Origin of the sequence: Calothrix sp. NIES-2100, assembly GCF_963875285.1 — a bacterium.
Taxonomy (GTDB): Bacteria; Cyanobacteriota; Cyanobacteriia; order Cyanobacteriales; family Nostocaceae; genus Aulosira.
Map to the genome: position 1 here is coordinate 1,608,363 of NZ_CAWNLA010000001.1, position 18,758 is coordinate 1,627,120.

An 18,758-nucleotide genomic window follows, 5' to 3' on the forward strand; every position below is an offset into this window, starting at 1 on the left:
TCGAAAATTTTGAGTCGAAAACCCCGTCTCAAAACCCGGTAAACTGGAAATCGTCAAGCATAGACCAGTCAATGCCGAATCCTACACCAATACCAAAGCTAATCCGCGCCCATGTTTTGATTTCTGGCCGAGTCCAGGGCGTTGGTTATCGCTACGCTACAGTAGATACAGCTAGCCAGTTGGGATTAACTGGCTGGGTGCGAAACCTTCCCGATAGTCGTGTGGAAGCAGTCTTTGAAGGGGCGCGGGAAGTAGTAGAAGACATGGTTCGCTGGTGTCATGGTGGCCCTCCGGCGGCTGTGGTACAAAATATTGTAGTTGACTACGAAGAACCGGAAGGCTTGCGGGGATTTGAAGTCAGGCGTTGAGGCTAAATCTCCTAAATTTAGATAAATTTTCCGCTAGGAATGAATATAAACCACATCTATTTTGAGAACCATAGTTTTAAAAGTAGTGGGAGCATCTTGCTCCCTACTCTTCGTAGCGAGCTTTGAGTCCCGCACTACTCCAGGTTTCAAAATGGATGAGGTTTAAGCTTTAAAACAATGACAATATGCGTTTAATAATTTATACACATATTAATGTAGAGTTTAGTATGCTTCACTAGATAATTTTTCTGATTTATCTTGCTTGGCGTAATAAAATAGGGAAACTACTTGCTGATTTTTTTTAAATCTAATAGGACTTACGTAAAACATAACGAAAGTAGCGGTAGTTGATGAATGGAAGCAACGCAAGAATCAGGTTTTCGGTCACATCTTGCGTAAGTCCTGCCTAAGTAAAGTTTAGTTTAGAGTATGTGATTGCATCGGTATTGATAAAAATTGCAGCTATATTTTTAATATACCTATCCGCTAATGAAGGTAATAACCCTAAAGGATAAACACTCATCATTAATTTGCGGCTACTTTTAATAAGTTAGTTTGAGATTAAGTTATGTTAATGCACTCCAAGGGTAAAAATAACCAAATTTGGAGTTTGACTAGACTGGCAACAGTAGGATTAAGTCTAGCAGCTTTGAATTTAGCCACAACAAATATCACTTTCTCTCAGCCAGTGGTAGCACAGTCAAGCCATCTGCTAGCTAAAGCGTCTAGGGAACTACCAGTAGTAAAATCAGCGGCTTTGGGTGTCAATATGAATGTACCTTGGTCAAAGCCTGTGAAAATTGAAGACCCTTTTGAAGGAAATTACCTGGGTATTTTTGACCGTAATTACTTCTGGAGCAACTTTGTTAATAATAATGCTAGGGTTGTGGTAATTAGCCTGTGGAGTCGTAACTCAATTCGTGTTCTTTTAGCTTATAGCGCTCGCAATTGCGCTTATCGCTCATACTATCATGCATTGTTAGCAGCACCTGAATGTTTGATTTCTCACAACACCCTCAAGATTACTAACCTTTATATCAAAATTGGCGAACAGATCTTTCGCTTAGAAGGAAATAACGGTACATTTAAAGTCAGCAATGAGTTAGCAACTGCTCTGAAAAACTCCCCAGCTAAAAATGTCACTATTAGACTTTTGTCCGAAAGTGGAGAAACGGTTGATAGCCAAATCGGCAAACGAACTGTAGAAGCTTGGAAAGCTGTTTACTAAAGGTAAAAAAGTAAATAATTGTGATAGAGAAAGTTATACCTAGATTTGCGAATCTAGAAACTATTACCCTGAAAATTAAGCATTTTAAACATAAATTTAGGGTAAAATTGTTATAGATCGGACTCCGATTTATTATTGACCTTAGCGCATTCAAGATACTGTCCATGCAGCTACTTCAAACAACCGACAAAGATTTTTCTACCAAATTCAAAGCACTTGTAAACGATCGCCGGGAAGCAACTGTTGATGTTAGCGGGACAGTAAGAGAGATTCTGGCTGATGTCAAAGTCCGTGGTGATGTGGCAGTTGCTGAGTATACCAGCCGCTTTGACCATTATAATTCTCAGTCTTTGCATTTGAGTGAGACATTTATTGCTGAACTTGCAAATCAATGTCCGGCTGATGTGCAAGCAGCATTAGAATTAGCAGCCGAAAGAATTGCGGCGTTCCATGAAAAACAACTGCCCCAAGATATCGGCTATACGGATACAGTCGGCGTAAAGTTGGGTTTAAATTGGGTAGCGTTAACCCAAGTGGGGATTTATGTACCCGGTGGACGGGCTAGTTATCCGAGTTCGGTATTAATGAATGCCCTACCCGCGAAAATTGCCGGCGTTGATCGGATTGTAATGACAGTACCAATGCCGCGTGGTGAGATTAATCCCGCAGTATTGGCAGCTGCTAAAATTGCCGGTGTAACAGAAATATATGGTATTGGTGGGGCACAAGCGATCGCAGCTTTAGCTTATGGTACAGAAACTATTGCCCCTGTTGATAAAATTGTTGGGCCTGGTAATGCCTATGTTGCTGAAGCCAAACGCCAAGTATTTGGCACAGTGGGAATTGACAGTATCGCTGGGCCATCAGAAATTCTTGTAGTTGCAGATGATAAAAATAATCCCGACTGGATTGCTTGGGATTTACTATCGCAAGCAGAACACGATCCCAGCGCCCAATCTATTTTAATTACCGATTCGGAAGAATTTGCCCAAAAAGCGATCGCATCTGTTGAGCAAATTTTGACAACCCTAGCAACAAAATCAGTAGCTAGCGCCAGTTGGGAAAAACATGGCGCTGTAATTATTGTCAATGATATAGCCCAAAGTATTCCCCTGCTCAACCAGCTAGCACCAGAACACGTAGAACTGTGTGTAGATAACCCCCAATTGCTTGCCAACCAAATCAAATGTGCTGGTAGCCTATTTTTAGGACGCTATACACCAGAAGCCATTGGTGATTATTTAGGCGGGCCAAATCATGTCTTACCAACCTCCCGTTCCGCCCGTTTTGCTTCTGGCTTAAGTGTCTACGACTTTTTGAAACGCATTACCTATTTAGAATGCGATCGACAAGCATTACAGAAAATCGGCCCAGCCGCTGTCACCCTAGCAACAGCAGAAGGACTACCAGCCCACGGCGGTAGTGTAGCTATACGGTTAGCAGATGACTGTTGACTGTTGACTGTTGACTGTTGTAGGGGCGGGTTTAACCGACATATCTGTTTTCTGTGTAAATATCTCACAGAACCCGCCCCTACAGACTGTTGCCCAATGCCCCATGCCCCATGCCCAATAAAAAACCAGGTAACTCAACCGCTACCTGGTTTTTTTTAAATCACAATTTCCAGACTGATTGGAGCAAAGCACTGCTATGCTCCTAAGGGACTTACAAAAAATAAATTACCCATATTCCGTAGTGCGTTCGCGTAGCGTGTCCGAAGGACAAACATCTTGCTCGCTTTTGTACATCAGCGAGCGAGACGCTCGCACTACAAATTTATTGGGTATTTAAAAAATTGGATGTCCCTAATTATTGTCTAAGCAAATTAGACTTTGGCAGCTGCCTTGGTGATCATTTTGAGTTCGCCTTTAGCGTACTTAGCAGCAAAATCTTCCAAAGAAACTTGCTTAATCTTGCTAGCGTTACCAGCGGTACCAAATTGCTGATAGCGTTCTGCACAAACCTTCTGCATATAGGTGATAGAAGGCTTGAGGAAGTGACGGGGGTCAAATTCCTTGGGATTTTTTGCCAAAGCTTCACGTACCGCAGCAGTAATTGCCAGACGGTTGTCGGTGTCAATGTTTACCTTACGTACACCGCTCTTGATACCTTTTTGAATTTCTTCTACAGGTACGCCGTAGGTTTCAGGAATTGCTCCGCCATACTCGTTAATTACAGCAATTAAATCTTCAGGTACGGAGGAAGAACCGTGCATTACCAAGTGGGTGTTGGGCAAACGGCGGTGAATTTCTTCAATGCGGCTGATTGCCAAAATTTCGCCAGTAGGCTTACGGGTAAACTTATAAGCACCGTGGCTGGTACCAATAGCTACAGCCAAAGCATCTACTTGGGTTTGTTCTACGAAGTTAACAGCTTCGTCGGGGTCGGTCAGCAATTGGGAATGGTCGAGTGTACCTTCAAAACCATGACCATCTTCAGCTTCACCCGCACCAGTTTCTAGAGAACCTAAGCAACCGAGTTCGCCTTCAACGCTGACACCCAAAGAATGAGCTACATTCACAACTTCGCTGGTAACACGGACGTTGTACTCGAAGCTTGCTGGGGTCTTAGCATCCGCTTCCAACGAGCCATCCATCATGACGCTGGTGAAGTTGTTCTTAATTGCTGAATAGCAGGTAGAAGGAGCATTGCCATGATCTTGGTGCATGACAATGGGAATGTGAGGATAGGTTTCTACCGCAGCCAAAATCAGGTGGCGGAGGAAGTTTTCTCCTGCATAGTTACGAGCGCCACGAGAAGCTTGTAAAATTACGGGGCTATCTGTTTCAGCAGCAGCCTTCAGGATCGCCTGAATTTGTTCCAAATTGTTAACGTTGAAAGCTGGGATGCCGTAACCGTTTTCAGCCGCGTGATCCAACAACAGCCTTAATGGTACAAGCGCCATAGATAGTCCTCCTAATGTGGTTGTCAGCTAGTCGGTGTGAGAGAAGCGTAATTATTTACCATTATTGTAATTGTTACGCTAATCTTAAGAGTTTTTTCAACATATAGGAAATTATAACTATTGAATGGTGTTTATGTTGAAAAAGTTTACGCTACAACTCATAAATGTGGCTTATATTCACGATAGCTTACTGTAAAGTCTGCTACGCCACAGTTTGGGGCTTTGGTAGTCCTGTATGCTAGATGATTGCTCAAAGGCGATTTCTACAACGGATTACGAGATCCCCGACTTCTTTAAGAAGTCGGGGATCTGACCTCTACAACAGATGTGATTTGGACAAAAAATCATATTTAGTATTTTTTGTCAATCCACAAGTCCTAACTCATTGATGGTGGTAGTTGCTCGAAAAATGCTGCGTGTTCAGGAGATTGCAACCCTGTTTGTAAAGCCGCCAGTACAGACTGCATATTCCCCGTTAATAATTCTGGTACTGCTAACCACAAGCCTGGAAAAACCCGACTGCGCAGAACGCCAAGATCATCAGGTACTAATTCCAGGTACTCACCCTGTTCTAAAGAGAACCAACTCAATTTTTGCTCTAGGACTTGCCAGACAATATATTCTTTGACACCATTGCGGCGATAAGCTTGTTTTTTGCCATGCAGGTCAATAGCTACGCTACTAGCAGCAATTTCGACAATTAACTCAGGCGCACCTTCAATATAATCATCCTCACTCACTCTTGCTTGACCTCCTGCTTCTGGGGTGATGAGGAGAACTGCATCTGGCTGAGGTTCATTATCCAAATCTAGGCGTACAGTTGGTTCAACTCCCAAAGCTACGCCTGGTGTAGCTGCTTCATAGTTACCGAGCCATGTAAGAATCCAGCCATGAGGTTGACCGTGACTTCTAAAACGCAAAGCAGCAGGCATAATATAGACAATTCCCTCGATTAATTCAGCCTTTTTCAAGTTTGTCATGGCATTGTAGCGACGCTCAAATTCATAACGGGTGAGTTTGTCGCCATTTTCCAATAGGGGAATTATCCGATGCTGTGCAGGTGTTTTCACCATAATGATGGTATTTTCGGTTTAGCCTAAGTCTATCCTACCCAATAGGGGAAATTTATTGTAGGGATTAGGCGTAGGCGTAGCCCGTCTTAGACATCGCACTTTGTACGTCTACAAAATCTCAATTTAAATTAACCTAGAGATGTTTACAACAGACTACGGCTAGGCTTTCTTATTGTGCAGAAAATGAGGCTATAATCAGATATAAAATATTTATATAAAAAGCTATGTCAACTAAAAGATTTGATATTAACCAATTAGAAATAACTGTTAGTGAATTACTTTCTTTGCTTCAATATGACAAAGAAATAGTCATCACTAATGGTAACATTCCTGTTGCTAGATTGACCATAGTTAATTCTCTTGAACAAATTATCTCTGAGTCAGAAAACAACCCCCAGCCTGGATTAAATTTAGGGGCAATGGTAATGAGCGATGATTTTGCTCAACCTTTACCAGATGAATTTTGGTTACAAAATCCATGAAATTACTGTTAGATATACATACGTTTATTTGGTGGGATAGTGACCCTTCAAAACTCTCTAGCAGAGCATTAGATTTATTAACAGATAAGGATAACCTCAGGTTATTGAGTGTTGTTAGCCTTTGGGAAATGCAAATTCAACACCAATTAGGTAAACTCACGTTAAATAAAGCTTTAAAAGAAATTATTGCTAGCCAACAAAACAATGATATTGAAATATTACCAATTAATATTGATCATATTTTAGCTTTAGATATATTTACCCATTTATCATAAAGATCCTTTTGGTCGGTTACTTATTGCTCAAGCTAATATAGAAAATGCTGTGATGATTAGTCGTGATGCTGTTTTTGCTAATTATTCAGTCCAGTTAGAATGGTAATTTATTTTCTAGTTTAGAAAAGCGATCGCGGGCATGGCGTTGTAGCGACGTTAAAATTCGTAACGGGTGAGTTTGTCGTCATTTTCCAATCGGGGAATTGTCCCATGCTGTGGAGAGGTTTTCACCATAACGATGGTATTTAGGTTTAGCCTAAGCTTATGCTAGCGAACTGGGGAAATTTACGCGATCGCCGATACGGGCATATTACCCCATCTAGAAACCCCAGAAGTCTTCATTGGGCTATTACAGCGACATTTACAGTAATTGCGCGATCGCTTTTCTTAAGGCACTTTGATTAAAATACCCATAGTGTGGGCACTACCCACCGCCCTAAGAGGTTGTTTGAAAAGTGGTTGGCTGTATCTTCACACTCATTGATCCCCCCTAGCCCCCTTAAAAAGGGGGGAAAACTTCTTAAAGTCCCCCTTTTTAATACCAATTTGAAAAAAGAATGCGACAGATGGTAGGGGCACGGCACTGCCCATTGGTGTCAACTTAAGTCAAAACGCTTATTCCACAGGCATTTTACCCCACCCCTCAATCCCCTCCCCGCAAGCGGGGAGGGGACGTTTTGCGTCAGCAAAACTGGGGTGGGGTAGCGCGGATATTGGTGGTACGTGATTTTGTATCAAATCACATCTTGGCAAGGGTTTCGCGTTAAGTTGACACGTATGGGCACTGCCGTGCCCTCTAGAATATATTGATGTGTCGCAAACATTATTTGAATTGGTATAAAGGGGATAATGGGGGATCTAAAACGTTTTGCTACCCACGACAGGATTTTTCAAACATCCTCTAGCCGATGCTAAAAATAATACCTTTACAACCCACTCAAAATAATTCCATCCTTAGCCCGCATATAAAGCACAGGTGTTGCAAAATCAGGTTTATCTAAGCCGACTTCCATTGAAATGGTGTTACGGGTGGATTGCATTGCTGCATCTACAGGCTTACCCAAAGCGAGAGTGCGGTAAAACTTGTCAGCAAACAGCTTAGCGGTAGAGTCTAGGATGGAATATTGCATGGCGACTACTGCGGGTATTCCCCGACGCACTAAGTTAGGTGCTATACCTGCAAATGCTTGGTTGTCAGACACCGCCGCACCTTGACAGGAATTTAGCACGGCTAACCCTAAGCTGCGCTTGCCTAAGAAGAAATTAGCGAAACCCTCATCATCTACCCATTTGCATTTGCCATCTTTCTCTACTAGGGCAATATAGCCTTGATTGTTCTCAAATTTACCGTGACCAATGAAGTGAAAAACATTGTAAGGCTTTTCTTCCAGCTTTTGATCGATGTTGCGGATGGTAGCTCCTAGTAGCACATCTAACTCAATTTTGCCTGCATCTATGTATTTTTGCAGCGCGTCACGGATCAGGTTTTCTTCGCCAGTAACATCTAATTGCTTTAAGTCAGTTGGGCTGGAGATGACTAACAGCACTTTCAGCGGTAAGCTAGCGGCTTTGATGTCGCGCTTTTGCAGGGGAACGTCAACATAACGCGACAGTACAGTTTGGGTGTTATTTCCTAAGAAAGTGTTAGTAGCTTCATCATAGAGAAATTCCCAAGGTAGGGCGGCTAATTCGGGGGAATCAAACACTAGGCGCAAGCGTACCTCGTAATTATTTGCTTGTGCGCCTGCGATTGTCGCTTGTAATCGTCCGTGAATCTTTGTCGGGAATAGCGCTTGGTAGAGTTCGCCACCTAAAGCTTTGAGTAAATCGGTATCTGTTTGGCGAGACTCAATTAGTTTTAATGTCAGCTTAATTCTGTTCATTTCCAAGCGCAATTCGCCCCATTCGTCGCCCTGTTCTGAGGAAGCGCGAATTTTGCGGTCTGCTGTCACTAATATTTGGAAATCGTGGTAATTTATCATCGGTTGATTTTTGAATGATTTATCTCTGGCTTTAGACAATTCTTGTTGTAGTGGTTCAAATTGGGATTGTAGATTAACATCATCAATCAGCCTACGAACATCTACCATTTCATAGCTGTTTTCGCATTCAATTCGATATCGCCCAGCTTTCAAGCGCTTATACAAATTATCTAAAGGGTAAGAATGAGGTGTTAGGCTTCCTGTACAGCTTTCGCAGTTGCAAGGAACAAGTGTGTCATACTGCAATCGCTCAAAAGATTTATGGATTTTATCTAGTTCGTGAGTGACAACAGCTAGCAATTCTTTCTTGCGGTTTCCTTCTACACGGATTTTAATTTCTTTAAGATTATAATTTTCAATAACTTCTGCACGAGTTTGGTCTTTTTCGAGAACAACGCCGCTTCTCCAAACGAGTTTTTGTTGCTCAATCCAAGGATGGGTTTCTACAATGAAGCGAGTGATAATACCCTTGGGCATGAACTTGTATTCGTAGCGTAAAATTAAGTTATTTGTTTCATTCCAAGTATATTGAGGTTTGTCGATATCGAGTAATTGCGGTGCAATATAATTGTTGGGACTATTAGGAATTGGGTAGCAAAGTTTAAACCGCATCATTAATTGTAGCAGTTCATCTTGCATATCAGCATATTCGCTATCTTTCCAAATATCTTGAAGATTTTGCTTGGTGAAACGTCCCAGCTTTTCTTTGACGCTTTTATTGTCTACCACTTTGTAGACAGCAGTAGTTGCCCATTCTGGTTTGAGGATGACACAGTGTTTTAGTGTAGAATCATCTTGAAAGTGTAAGCAAACGCCGAGGTCGTGGAGATAGCGACTCAGATCAATCTGATATTTATCGTCAGTTAAATTATTAACTCGGCAAAATTCCTTGTATTCATAAAAGCTAATGTAGTTGCGGGAGTGATTTTCTAAAGCAGAACGGACTCTTAACCAGAGTTTTGGCAGAGGTTTGCCGACATGGGGAAGTCTACTAATGTAGTCTTGAATAGCTTGTTTGATATCTGGTAAACCACGATTGGTGGCTAGGTTAGTTGCTAGGATTTTCTCTAGATTAGTAAATTCTCCCCGCAATTCTCGTTCATTAACTTCACATTGACGGTCTTGTTTTTCGTTTTTAATAATGATAACTGGGCTATTTTCACTTAAGAGTTCAACGACCTTCAACCACCAGTAAAAGTCTGTATTTTCTTTGCGAGTATCAGCAACTAACGCATAAAGAGAACGTTTGGTGAGAAAAAACTGATGTGTTTGATGGTAAATTTCTTGTCCGCCAAAGTCCCAAATATTAACGCGAAAATCTTTGCCATTGGGTTGGGTGAAATGCCACCGGATTACCGCAATGCCTTCGGTTGATTTCTCATCCGGCTGGAGTTCGTAACTTTCATTTTGAATTTTATTAGCTAAAGAGGTTTTACCTGCTCCTCCTTCGCCAACAATCAAGAATTTTGCTTCGTAGAGGTCTTCACTTTCTTGTTCTAGTTGTTGTCTATAAAAGTTAATAATTGCTATTAATCCATTTTTTCGGATTTCTGGCGGAAGCGTAATTAATTCGTTGCCTCCGAGTTTGAGCAATTGCAAGTTGACCAGTTTTCCAAATTCCGCTGGCAGACTATTGAGTTGATTACTGCCCAGGTCGAGCAATTGCAAGTTGACCAGTTTTCCAAATTCCGCTGGCAGACTGCTGAGTTGATTACTGCTCAGGTCGAGCAATTGCAAGTTCTCCAGTTGTCCAATTTCCCCTGGCAGACTGCTGAGTTGATTACTGCCCAGGTAGAGCAATTGCAAGTTCTCCAGTTGTCCAATTTCCCCTGGCAGACTGCTGAGTTGATTACTGCCCAGGTAGAGCAATTGCAAGTTCTCCAATTGTACAATTTTCTCTGGCAGACTGCTGAGTTGATTACTGCCCAGGTAGAGCGATTGCAAGTTCTCCAGTTGTACAATTTTCTCTGGCAGACTGCTGAGTTGATTCCTGTTGAGGTAGAGCGATTGCAAGTTCTCCAGTTGTCCAATTTCTCCTGGCAGACTGCTGAGTTGATTACTGTTGAGGTAGAGCGATTGCAAGTTCTCCAGTTGTCCAATTTCTCCTGGCAGACTGCTGAGTTGATTCCTATTGAGGTAGAGCGATTGCAAGTTAACCAGCTTGCCAATGTCAGGCGGTAAAGCTGTCAAATTGTTACCAGAGAGGTAAAGTTCTGTTACACGCTCTATTGCGGCTTGTTCAATTACCTGTAGCAGTTCTTTCTCGGTCATTAGCGAAATTGCTGAACTATTAGCCAAAGAGTAACAAAATATTCTAAATTACAGCCATTTATCTGTAAAAAATGGCACAGGCGTGTTATTCAGTATAAGCTGAAACTAGAAATCCCTTCAGTGTTGCCTCTCAAAACGACTTTGACGACGATCAAAACGACTTTGATGACGATAAATACGACTTTGATGACGATAAATACAACATTTACGACGATCAAAACGACTTTGATGACGATAAATACAACATTTACGACGATCAAAACGACTTTGATGACGATAAATACAACATTTACGACGATCAAAACGACTTCGACGACGATAAATACAACATTTACGACGATAAATACGACTTTGATGACGATTTTTAAAAAAATTTACGTATAAACAAGGAAAAATAATCAGATTGATGCTAATTTGTGGTTAATTTTTCCGAATTATTGCTCATAGAGATTTATTGTTGCCTTGGCTAGAGTATACGCAGTCATCCTCTGATTTACTCCAGGAGCGCATCTTATGGCAAGACCAAAACGTAATTCACCTACTCTCGAAAAAGCTCTACGGCGAATTGCCGGAATGCGATGGATTAGCCCGACACTAGACTTTGGCAAGGGATTGAATGTGACAGAATACGACAACCTCATCCAAAGTTTGCAAAACGAGCTATCCAGCTACAATACTTTAATCTCTACCCTAGATGAAAAGGCAGGTCGCATCTCTCAAATTGAAGCAGAATTAAACCGCTATTCAGAAAAGATGTTAATGAGTGTTGCAACTCATTATGGCAAAGATAGTTTGCAATATGGTCAGGCTGGAGGTAAGCCCCGCAAGAGTTCATCACGCCGTTCTCAGAACTCTCAACCTGCATCTGAGACTACAGTTACATCTGTGAATGGTGCAAACAAAAACGGTAAAAAAAGCTCTGTTGCTTTACCCTAATCGGTTAACGGCATAATGCAAGCGATTCGCTCTTGTATAGCGCTTCTCGCTTGAGTCCAATACAGACCTAACCCCCAGCCCCTTCCCTACTAGAGTTGGGGAGTAAGATTCAAAGCCTCTCTCCTTTTAGGAGAGAGGTTTGGAGAGAGGTCAAAGTGTATTGCATCCACAAGAGAACCGCTATATCTGGTGATAAATAGAGCGATCGCTCAAAGTTAGGATAGTTGTAAGGTGATTTTCGAGAAAGAAAATACCTGTGTTGGCGACTTTCGACACTTCGACAAGCTCAGTGCATCGCTTCGCTCAACTCTCGACTCTGGAGTTGGTTGAGCGAAGTCGAAACCAACTGCGGCGGTATATTTATTCCTCTAAATCGCCTAAACAATAAAACTCGCTTCAACTTTGATTTCTCAAGCATCGGCGAGCATTGTTTCCTTTAAAATGGGTCGCCCGGGATTCGAACCCGGAACTAATCGGTTAAAAGCCGAGTACTCTACCGTTGAGTTAGCGACCCGTTCCGTTGTTTTCGCAACTTAACAATCATAGCACAGACATCTGTAGTTTTGTAAAGGGGTTTAGAAAAAATTACCTGTTAACTTTACAGATGCTTGGTAACTAGTACCTGGCTCTAGCACTGTCAGATGTTCGCCACTGTTGAGCGAGTTGCGGGGCGCACTCCAAGGCTCTAGACAATAGAATTCTTTACCCTTGACTGTCCAAAAGACTAATATAGGATATTCTTTGCCATAATCCAGAGTCAATCTTAATTTTCTGCTGTTATCTACCACAGAAGCAGATTGACTGGTTAGCTGCTTAAAGGCAACGTCGATTTCATCCAGACTAAAATCAAATTTACCATAAAACGGATGAATTGACTTAGTTTTCTGGTCTTGAAATTCTCCAGAGGGGATTGTCACCTCTAGCTGATCTTTGTTAGATGTGAGGAAGTAGGGATGAAAACCCATAGAAAAAGGCAATGGTGTTGATGACAAATTCTGATACTGCTGGCGAATTTCTAAGGTATTGCCTTGCAGTTGGTAGGTAAAAGCCAGTTGAAACTCAAAAGGATAAACAGCGCGTGTTTGTTCGTTACTGTTAAGAACTAAAGTTAGACTAGCGCGATCGCTTGTTACTTGCTCAGTCACTTGCCAAGGTAAGTCACGGGCGAAGCCATGTTGTTTGAGAGTGTAGGTTTGACCGTTATGGGTGTAAGTGTTATCCGGCAAATTCCCACAAATCGGAAACAAAATCGGAATTCCGCCCCTAACACTCAAATCCGGATGAGTAAACCGTTCTGCGTCTAAATAGAGAACTTCTTGCCCTTGAACGCGCCAACGGGTGATAATACCGCCCCGTTCTGGGACAACTTCCACTTGGGAAAGGGCGGTTTCATCAGAAAGAATATAGGTTTTGTACTGCTGCTGTTGAATTGCTATAGAAAACACAAATTTTACTCCTAATTATGTATAAGGCATGGGGCATTGGGAAGAGATGGAGAGGATAGGGGAGATAGGGAAGAACACTCCCTTGTCCCCCTTGTCCCCCCTGCTCCCCTGCTCCCCTGCCCCCCTACTCCCCTACCCCCTAACTTACTCGTCTTCTGCAAACACGAAACGATATAACTCACTAGGATCTGGTTCAGGGCTACTTTCAGCGAACTTAACCGCGTCTTCGATCACTCCCTGAATTTTGCGATCGATGCCTTTGAGTTCTTCGGAATCCGTTAAGTTTTGCTCAACTAAATAAGCTGCCAACTTCTTAATTGGATCACGGGCAAACCAGAATTCTTTCTCAGCCTTGCTGCGCAATTCGTCTGGATCTGCCAGGGAGTGACCACGGAAACGATAAGTTAACGCTTCAATTACTGTCGGGCCTTCTCCTGCACGGGCGCGGGCGACAGCTTCTTGAGCGACTGCACGCACAGCCAGCACATCCATTCCGTCTACTTCCACACCTGCCATGTTAAACACACTGGCTTTTTTGTAGATTTCTGGGTCAGAAGTGGCGCGATCGTGAGCCATGCCAATTGCCCACTTATTATTTTCTACCACAAAAAGAATAGGCAGTTTCCATAAAGCTGCCATATTTAAAGTTTCAAAAAACTGACCGTTGTTGGCTGCACCATCGCCAAAAAAGCAAGCGGTAACTTGGTCAGCGCTTTCATCTTTTAATACTTCGCGGCGGTATTTACTTTGAAAAGCTGCACCTGCTGCTACAGGAATACCCTCAGCCACAAAAGCATAGCCACCCAGTAAGCGATGTTCCGCAGAAAACATATGCATGGAACCACCACGCCCTTTGCTGCAACCTGTGGCTTTGCCAAATAACTCCGCCATTACCTCTCTGGCTGGGACTCCCGCACTCAAAGCGTGAACGTGGTCGCGGTAAGTACTGGACACATAATCCTCTCCCGGTCGCATCGCCCCTTGAATAACGCCAGTAGAAACAGCTTCTTGACCGTTGTACAAATGAACAAAACCAAACATTTTGCCCCGATAGTACATTTCGGCGCATTTGTCTTCAAAAGATCTTCCGAGAACCATGTCCTCGTACAACCGCAAGCCTTCTTCTTTGGTGATTTGGACTTTAGCGGCATTAAAAGTGGGTAATGTACGTTCTTGAACCATTAGTTTGTTTAGTATCCCTGTCGCATCAAAGTGAAATTTACCGCGCGTCGCGTGTTGGTTGTCTTATCTTACAAAGTTCTGAGCCAAGGTTTTTGCGATCGGACTTTGTGATTTGTCAATTGTCAGTTGTTTTTGGATTTGCTTCAATGCCCAATGCTACACCCCTAAAACTGACAAAATCCCTATTCCCTTGTGGATGAGGATTTTTAACATTTTCCCGAACTGGCTGCGATCAAGCATTAGCTATTTAACAAGCTAGGCCGCAACAGGTAATTACTCACAGTCAGGGTAAGAAAATCGCTCTTCTCCAGTTATTAGCCCCCAGTCCAAGCGCCCCTATCATGTGATTTATCACACAATGAGGACATAAAAATCTCTCTTTCCCATGCCCAATGCCCAATGCCCAATGCCCAATGCCCAATGCCCAATGCCCATTTTCAAGATAGTGTTTGTCAAAGTCAATGCTTAAAACCGATGTACCACAATGAACATGAGGGAATGGGTGAATTTTTTACTTTTAATTTTTAATTATCAATTTTTTGCCTAGGTTTTGTGAGGATAGTGCCAACAAGTCCAAACCCGCCGTGTCAAGTTAACTCCGCACCCCTTTATAGGCTAGCAATCAGGATAGCAAGTTTCTGCATAGCGATTAACAATTTGGCAAAAATCAGGACAAAACTTCCTCATCGAAATAAATACTCAGGTAGATAATTGTAATTTAAATCTAGGAATGATATGATTTTTTTCTCTAGTTATCAATAGGAAATCTACCAAGCGGTGATTATTCCACCGGATACAAGGGTACTAATTTAGAAATTCCTAAAAGAATTAATCATTAAACCTCGTGGACATGAAATAAGATACTTGTCACCAGTGAGGAAAAGGTTACTATGCAGTAGGTCTGTTTTAGTGGCTATCTCAGATCTGGTAAAATCAATACGCAAGTGTTGATGTATTGAGTAGTAACCGTTGTTAAAAGTGTTTAGGGTAGGTACACCCAAAATGTATCCCCAACACCAAGACAGCAATACTCAAACTCTTGAAGATAAATCAAACACATAAAATTAGTCAAGTTCGTCTCAATGGTGTAAACCACCAGAGAGTCAGAGTAGTCAGATAGCTTTACATTCCAGAAGCTAGCTTTATACTAGCCAAGAGGCTTTACCAGAAATGGAGATACACCAACATCTGAGTAAAGTATAAAAGGCTAACTTGCCTTACCGATCATCCTGCTGCCTCCTGCACGGGAGAGTCAGATATTTCTAGAAATACAAAGTAAAAAACTGATATTGGCAAGAAAACCAGAAATTTTATCCTCTGGTTTCAAAGGCTGATAGCGGTTAGCAAAAATCAAAATACTAAGAATTAAAACAAAAAGCTGACGCTTTCTAGGCGAAGGCAAAATCTGGGTACTAGAATATGACTCAAATTTCGGGAAGATTCAAAACAAGTTGTTGCAATATACACTTGTGGTGTAAAGTCAACACGGTATTATTATGGCACGGTTTTACATGCCTAGAATGCTCTAGATGAATTTATGTTGATCACGGTGCAGGGGAAGTAGGCTGTGCGAATTCCGCTAGATTACTACCGAATTTTAGGACTACCGTTAGCGGCAAGTCAGGAACAATTGCGGCAGGCATACAGCGATCGCATTGTACAATTGCCGCGACGTGAGTATTCTCAAGCAGCAATTTCTTCGCGCAAACAACTCATAGAAGAAGCTTACGTGGTTTTATCAGATCCAAAAGAACGTAGCAGTTACGATCAGCTGTATCTTGCCCATGCCTATGACCCTGATGGTACTGCCTCTGCGACCGTAGCAGTTGAGAATCGTCAAGGAAACAATCATGGTGGGACTGACTCACAAAATCTCAGCATTGAAATTTCGCAGGAGGAATTGGTTGGTGCTTTACTGATTCTACAAGACCTAGGCGAGTACGAAATAGTACTAAAACTAGGTCGCCCCTACTTAGTCCATAAAAACAGTGCAGCAGATGCCAAAATCGGCGATCATCTAGGCGGCGAAGCAGCCTTGGAAGACCGCCCTGATATTGTTCTGACCATCGCTTTGGCTTGTCTAGAACTAGGTCGAGAACAATGGCAACAAGGTCATTACGAGAATGCTGCCAATTCTCTAGAAACGGGTCAAGAAGTGTTATCTCGCGAAGGGCTATTTCCCAGCGTCCAGGCTGAAATCCAGGCTGATCTTTATAAATTGCGACCATATCGGATTCTGGAATTACTAGCTTTACCAGAAGTCAATACTGCGGAACGTCGCCAAGGCTTGGAACTATTACAAAACATCTTAGACGATCGCGGTGGCATCGATGGCAACGGCAATGATGAATCCGGTCTGAACATAGATGACTTCCTTCGATTTATCCAGCAATTGCGCTACCACTTAACAGTCGCAGAACAGCACAAGTTATTTGAAGCAGAAAGCAAACGTCCTTCTGCTGTTGCTACTTACTTGGCTGTCTATGCCTTGATAGCACGGGGATTTGTTCAACGTCAACCAGCTTTGATCCGTCAAGCCAAGCAAATGCTGATGCGTTTGGGCAAGCGCCAAGATGTACATTTAGAACAATCCCTATGTGCGCTGTTATTAGGACAAACCGAAGAAGCCACCCGTGTTTTAGAACTTAGTCAAGAATACGAAGCTCTAGCTTTCATTCGCGAAAAATCTCAAGAATCTCCAGATTTGTTACCCGGACTTTGTCTATATGGCGAACAGTGGTTACAACATGAAGTATTTCCCCACTTTCGCGATTTAACAAAGCAGCAAGCTTCTCTCAAAAACTACTTTGCTCAACCACAGGTACAAACCTATTTAGAAGCTTTACCAACGGATGCAGAACCGACTAACGAATGGTCTTTCATTAACCGCCAGCCTTTATCGCCCCAGCAAACAAACAGTAACCACCATCCCAATAATTCCACTGGAGTTTCTCGACAATTCCATCACAACAGAACACCCGATCCTGATTTACCACCAACTACGCCAAGGGAAAGGCTTGAGTCTCCCAACTTCTCGCCACCCAGATGGAACAAATCATCTACTTCCACATCCGGTAGAAGTAAAACACCAGAAACTCCCGTAACACAGTTTACGGCTGCGGAACGCATAACTAGAGAACCGAACCATAGCATCAATGGTTCAGCTAATGTTTCTCCACCAGGACAAACACAACAGCGAAGAAGGCGAAAGCCCAGTCAACCTTCTAACCGAGAACGTCGTCATCCGCAAAGACGGCGCAGTTTTGCCAATTCCTTAGAAGGAAAAACGCGTCTAGTGTGGACTGTGTTGGTTTCTTTGGTTGTAATAGTAGTTTTTTGGTTCATAGTCTCCACAACCTTTGGATTTGTCAGAAATCTCTTGTCCCCGCCACCAGTTTTGCAAGGAGAACAATTATCAATAGCAATTAACACTCCACCAGTAGACATTCCTGACAAAAACAGCAAACCTCTGACACCAGAGGGATCTTTAACAACTGCAACCGCAGAGGAAATCATTCGGACTTGGTTATCTACCAAAGCTGCTGCTTTAGGGCCAAATCATGATCTTGATAGTTTGCAACAGATATTAATTGGTTCATCTTTAGATCAATGGCGGACAATTGCCAAAGAAGAAAAGGAGAAGAACCGCTATCGGCAATACGACCATAACTTGAAAGTAGAATCTGTAGAGAAAACTGATGCCAACTCGAATCGCGCCAGCGTCGAAGCTACGGTGAAGGAAGTTACACAGTTCTATCAAAATGGTCAAATCAAGAAGTCTTCTGACGAAACTTTGCGAGTTCGGTATAATTTGGTTCGGCAAGAAAATGTTTGGCGTATCCAGAGTATGTCCGTTGTCAATAAGATCAGCATGATTTTTTAGCAACTTTTGATCCTCAAGAAAGTCTTCTGCTAGCTACTATTTTCAGAAATACAGAGTTTGACTGAGTGGACGTAGCCTCTTCAGTTCACTCCCAAGCTGATAACTATTTAACTGGGTGATCCCCTGAAGGGATCACCCAGAAATTTTATTGGAAGCGACGGGAAACTGCCTCCCCTTTAGTGGGTAGACGAGGTTGTTTTGCCCGTCGCTTCGGGCATTGGGCATTGGTAGTTTCTTCCCGATGCCCCATGCCCTATTCCTCACAATACGGTTCGGGTAAGGGGGAAAGGGAAAAGGGCACATTCAAACCTTTCCCCCTTACCCCTTAACCCATCCATTTTCAGAGTGAGATGAGCTTCAGGATTTATTGACGCTGTTGTTTTTAGTGAAAATACTGCTTGAGAAAGTTCCGATCCTGTACTGTGACTGCTTTTGCCATATTTGTCATGGAATATTGATATTTGCTCTGAATCGGCATTAGCTAGGAATCATAATGTCATCAAATGATAACAATCTGATCCCCAAAGGGCTGATAGATTCGTGAAAATGGCGAAAAAGCGTCTTGCTACCCCTTGATCCCTGGACAGAGTTATTGCTTAATATTTATTAAAGAAGCACTCCACTTGATCCCAAAGAAATGCTGATTGTGGCATGACTTGGAATTTAAAGGAAGTGACTGTCAATTTAATAACAGTTTAAAAAACTACAACACTGGGCAACACCAGGAG

The 18,758-nt window shown here is 42.5% G+C and carries 13 protein-coding genes and 1 tRNA gene; 8 read left to right on the forward strand and 6 right to left on the reverse strand.

Annotation, left to right across the window (positions count from 1 at the left end; all coding sequences use genetic code 11):
* Window positions 1–71: 71 nt before the first annotated feature.
* The 3 genes from AACU32_RS06670 (at window position 72) to hisD (ending at window position 3,050) form a co-directional block, all read left to right on the forward strand.
* Window positions 72–368 carry an acylphosphatase gene (locus AACU32_RS06670; protein ID WP_096598878.1) on the forward strand — a complete coding sequence of 99 codons (297 nt, stop codon included), beginning with the start codon at window positions 72–74 and terminating at the stop codon, window positions 366–368.
* Between the two features lie 568 nt (window positions 369–936).
* Window positions 937–1,596 carry a hypothetical protein gene (locus tag AACU32_RS06675; RefSeq protein ID WP_339377595.1) on the forward strand — a complete coding sequence of 220 codons (660 nt, stop codon included), beginning with the start codon at window positions 937–939 and terminating at the stop codon, window positions 1,594–1,596.
* A gap of 164 nt (window positions 1,597–1,760) precedes the next feature.
* Window positions 1,761–3,050 carry a histidinol dehydrogenase gene (gene hisD, locus AACU32_RS06680; RefSeq protein ID WP_096598879.1) on the forward strand — a complete coding sequence of 430 codons (1,290 nt, stop codon included), beginning with the start codon at window positions 1,761–1,763 and terminating at the stop codon, window positions 3,048–3,050.
* Between the two features lie 371 nt (window positions 3,051–3,421).
* On the opposite strand, the gene fba is transcribed toward hisD, so the two are convergent.
* Together fba and AACU32_RS06690 are read right to left on the reverse strand one after the other, a co-directional pair.
* Window positions 3,422–4,501 (reverse strand): class II fructose-bisphosphate aldolase, encoded by a 1,080-nt coding sequence (fba, locus tag AACU32_RS06685; protein WP_096598880.1) that lies wholly within the window; start codon window positions 4,499–4,501, stop codon window positions 3,422–3,424.
* A gap of 377 nt (window positions 4,502–4,878) precedes the next feature.
* Complete coding sequence (locus AACU32_RS06690) at window positions 4,879–5,574, reverse strand: Uma2 family endonuclease (protein ID WP_096598881.1); 696 nt, start codon at window positions 5,572–5,574, stop codon at window positions 4,879–4,881.
* Window positions 5,575–5,798: 224 nt separating this feature from the next.
* On the opposite strand from AACU32_RS06690, the gene AACU32_RS06695 reads away from it, so the two are divergent.
* The 3 genes from AACU32_RS06695 to AACU32_RS06705 all read left to right on the forward strand — a co-directional run bounded on the left by AACU32_RS06695 (window position 5,799) and on the right by AACU32_RS06705 (window position 6,736).
* Window positions 5,799–6,056 carry a prevent-host-death protein gene (locus AACU32_RS06695; RefSeq protein WP_096598882.1) on the forward strand — a complete coding sequence of 86 codons (258 nt, stop codon included), beginning with the start codon at window positions 5,799–5,801 and terminating at the stop codon, window positions 6,054–6,056.
* A complete protein-coding gene (locus AACU32_RS06700) occupies window positions 6,053–6,331 on the forward strand; it encodes a type II toxin-antitoxin system VapC family toxin (protein ID WP_339377596.1) in 279 nt (92 codons plus the stop codon). The genes AACU32_RS06695 and AACU32_RS06700 overlap by 4 nt, the downstream gene beginning before the upstream one ends.
* Window positions 6,332–6,595: 264 nt before the next feature.
* Complete coding sequence (locus AACU32_RS06705) at window positions 6,596–6,736, forward strand: hypothetical protein (RefSeq protein ID WP_339377597.1); 141 nt, start codon at window positions 6,596–6,598, stop codon at window positions 6,734–6,736.
* 521 nt (window positions 6,737–7,257) lie between these two features.
* Here the strand turns inward: AACU32_RS06705 and AACU32_RS06710 are convergent.
* The gene (locus AACU32_RS06710; RefSeq protein ID WP_096598883.1) at window positions 7,258–10,584 is read right to left on the reverse strand and encodes a COR domain-containing protein; all 3,327 of its coding nucleotides are present in this window, start codon (window positions 10,582–10,584) and stop codon (window positions 7,258–7,260) included.
* 513 nt (window positions 10,585–11,097) lie between these two features.
* On the opposite strand from AACU32_RS06710, the gene AACU32_RS06715 reads away from it, so the two are divergent.
* Complete coding sequence (locus AACU32_RS06715; RefSeq protein WP_096598884.1) at window positions 11,098–11,520, forward strand: hypothetical protein; 423 nt, start codon at window positions 11,098–11,100, stop codon at window positions 11,518–11,520.
* Window positions 11,521–11,962: 442 nt separating this feature from the next.
* Here the strand turns inward: AACU32_RS06715 and AACU32_RS06720 are convergent.
* The 3 genes from AACU32_RS06720 to pdhA all read right to left on the reverse strand — a co-directional run bounded on the left by AACU32_RS06720 (window position 11,963) and on the right by pdhA (window position 14,147).
* A tRNA-Lys gene (locus tag AACU32_RS06720) sits at window positions 11,963–12,034 on the reverse strand.
* 61 nt (window positions 12,035–12,095) lie between these two features.
* Entirely contained in the window at window positions 12,096–12,965 is an 870-nt protein-coding gene (locus AACU32_RS06725; protein ID WP_096598885.1) for an aldose epimerase family protein, read from the reverse strand.
* Between the two features lie 144 nt (window positions 12,966–13,109).
* Window positions 13,110–14,147 (reverse strand): pyruvate dehydrogenase (acetyl-transferring) E1 component subunit alpha, encoded by a 1,038-nt coding sequence (gene pdhA, locus AACU32_RS06730; RefSeq protein WP_096598886.1) that lies wholly within the window; start codon window positions 14,145–14,147, stop codon window positions 13,110–13,112.
* Between the two features lie 1,567 nt (window positions 14,148–15,714).
* Between pdhA and AACU32_RS06735 the strand changes: the two genes are divergently transcribed.
* On the forward strand, window positions 15,715–18,030 hold the full coding sequence (locus AACU32_RS06735) for an IMS domain-containing protein (RefSeq protein WP_096598887.1): 2,316 nt from the start codon (window positions 15,715–15,717) through the stop codon (window positions 18,028–18,030).
* Window positions 18,031–18,758 lie beyond the last annotated feature (728 nt).

What these genes read in the sequence shown, in the direction of transcription:
- AACU32_RS06670 (WP_096598878.1), top strand. Translation starts at nt 72, where the DNA reads ATGCCGAATCCTACACCAATACCAAAGCTAATCCGCGCCCATGTTTTG.
- AACU32_RS06675 (WP_339377595.1), top strand. Translation starts at nt 937, where the DNA reads ATGTTAATGCACTCCAAGGGTAAAAATAACCAAATTTGGAGTTTGACT.
- hisD (WP_096598879.1), top strand. Translation starts at nt 1,761, where the DNA reads ATGCAGCTACTTCAAACAACCGACAAAGATTTTTCTACCAAATTCAAA.
- fba (WP_096598880.1), bottom strand. Translation starts at nt 4,501, where the DNA reads ATGGCGCTTGTACCATTAAGGCTGTTGTTGGATCACGCGGCTGAAAAC.
- AACU32_RS06690 (WP_096598881.1), bottom strand. Translation starts at nt 5,574, where the DNA reads ATGGTGAAAACACCTGCACAGCATCGGATAATTCCCCTATTGGAAAAT.
- AACU32_RS06695 (WP_096598882.1), top strand. Translation starts at nt 5,799, where the DNA reads ATGTCAACTAAAAGATTTGATATTAACCAATTAGAAATAACTGTTAGT.
- AACU32_RS06700 (WP_339377596.1), top strand. Translation starts at nt 6,053, where the DNA reads ATGAAATTACTGTTAGATATACATACGTTTATTTGGTGGGATAGTGAC.
- AACU32_RS06705 (WP_339377597.1), top strand. Translation starts at nt 6,596, where the DNA reads ATGCTAGCGAACTGGGGAAATTTACGCGATCGCCGATACGGGCATATT.
- AACU32_RS06710 (WP_096598883.1), bottom strand. Translation starts at nt 10,584, where the DNA reads ATGACCGAGAAAGAACTGCTACAGGTAATTGAACAAGCCGCAATAGAG.
- AACU32_RS06715 (WP_096598884.1), top strand. Translation starts at nt 11,098, where the DNA reads ATGGCAAGACCAAAACGTAATTCACCTACTCTCGAAAAAGCTCTACGG.
- pdhA (WP_096598886.1), bottom strand. Translation starts at nt 14,147, where the DNA reads ATGGTTCAAGAACGTACATTACCCACTTTTAATGCCGCTAAAGTCCAA.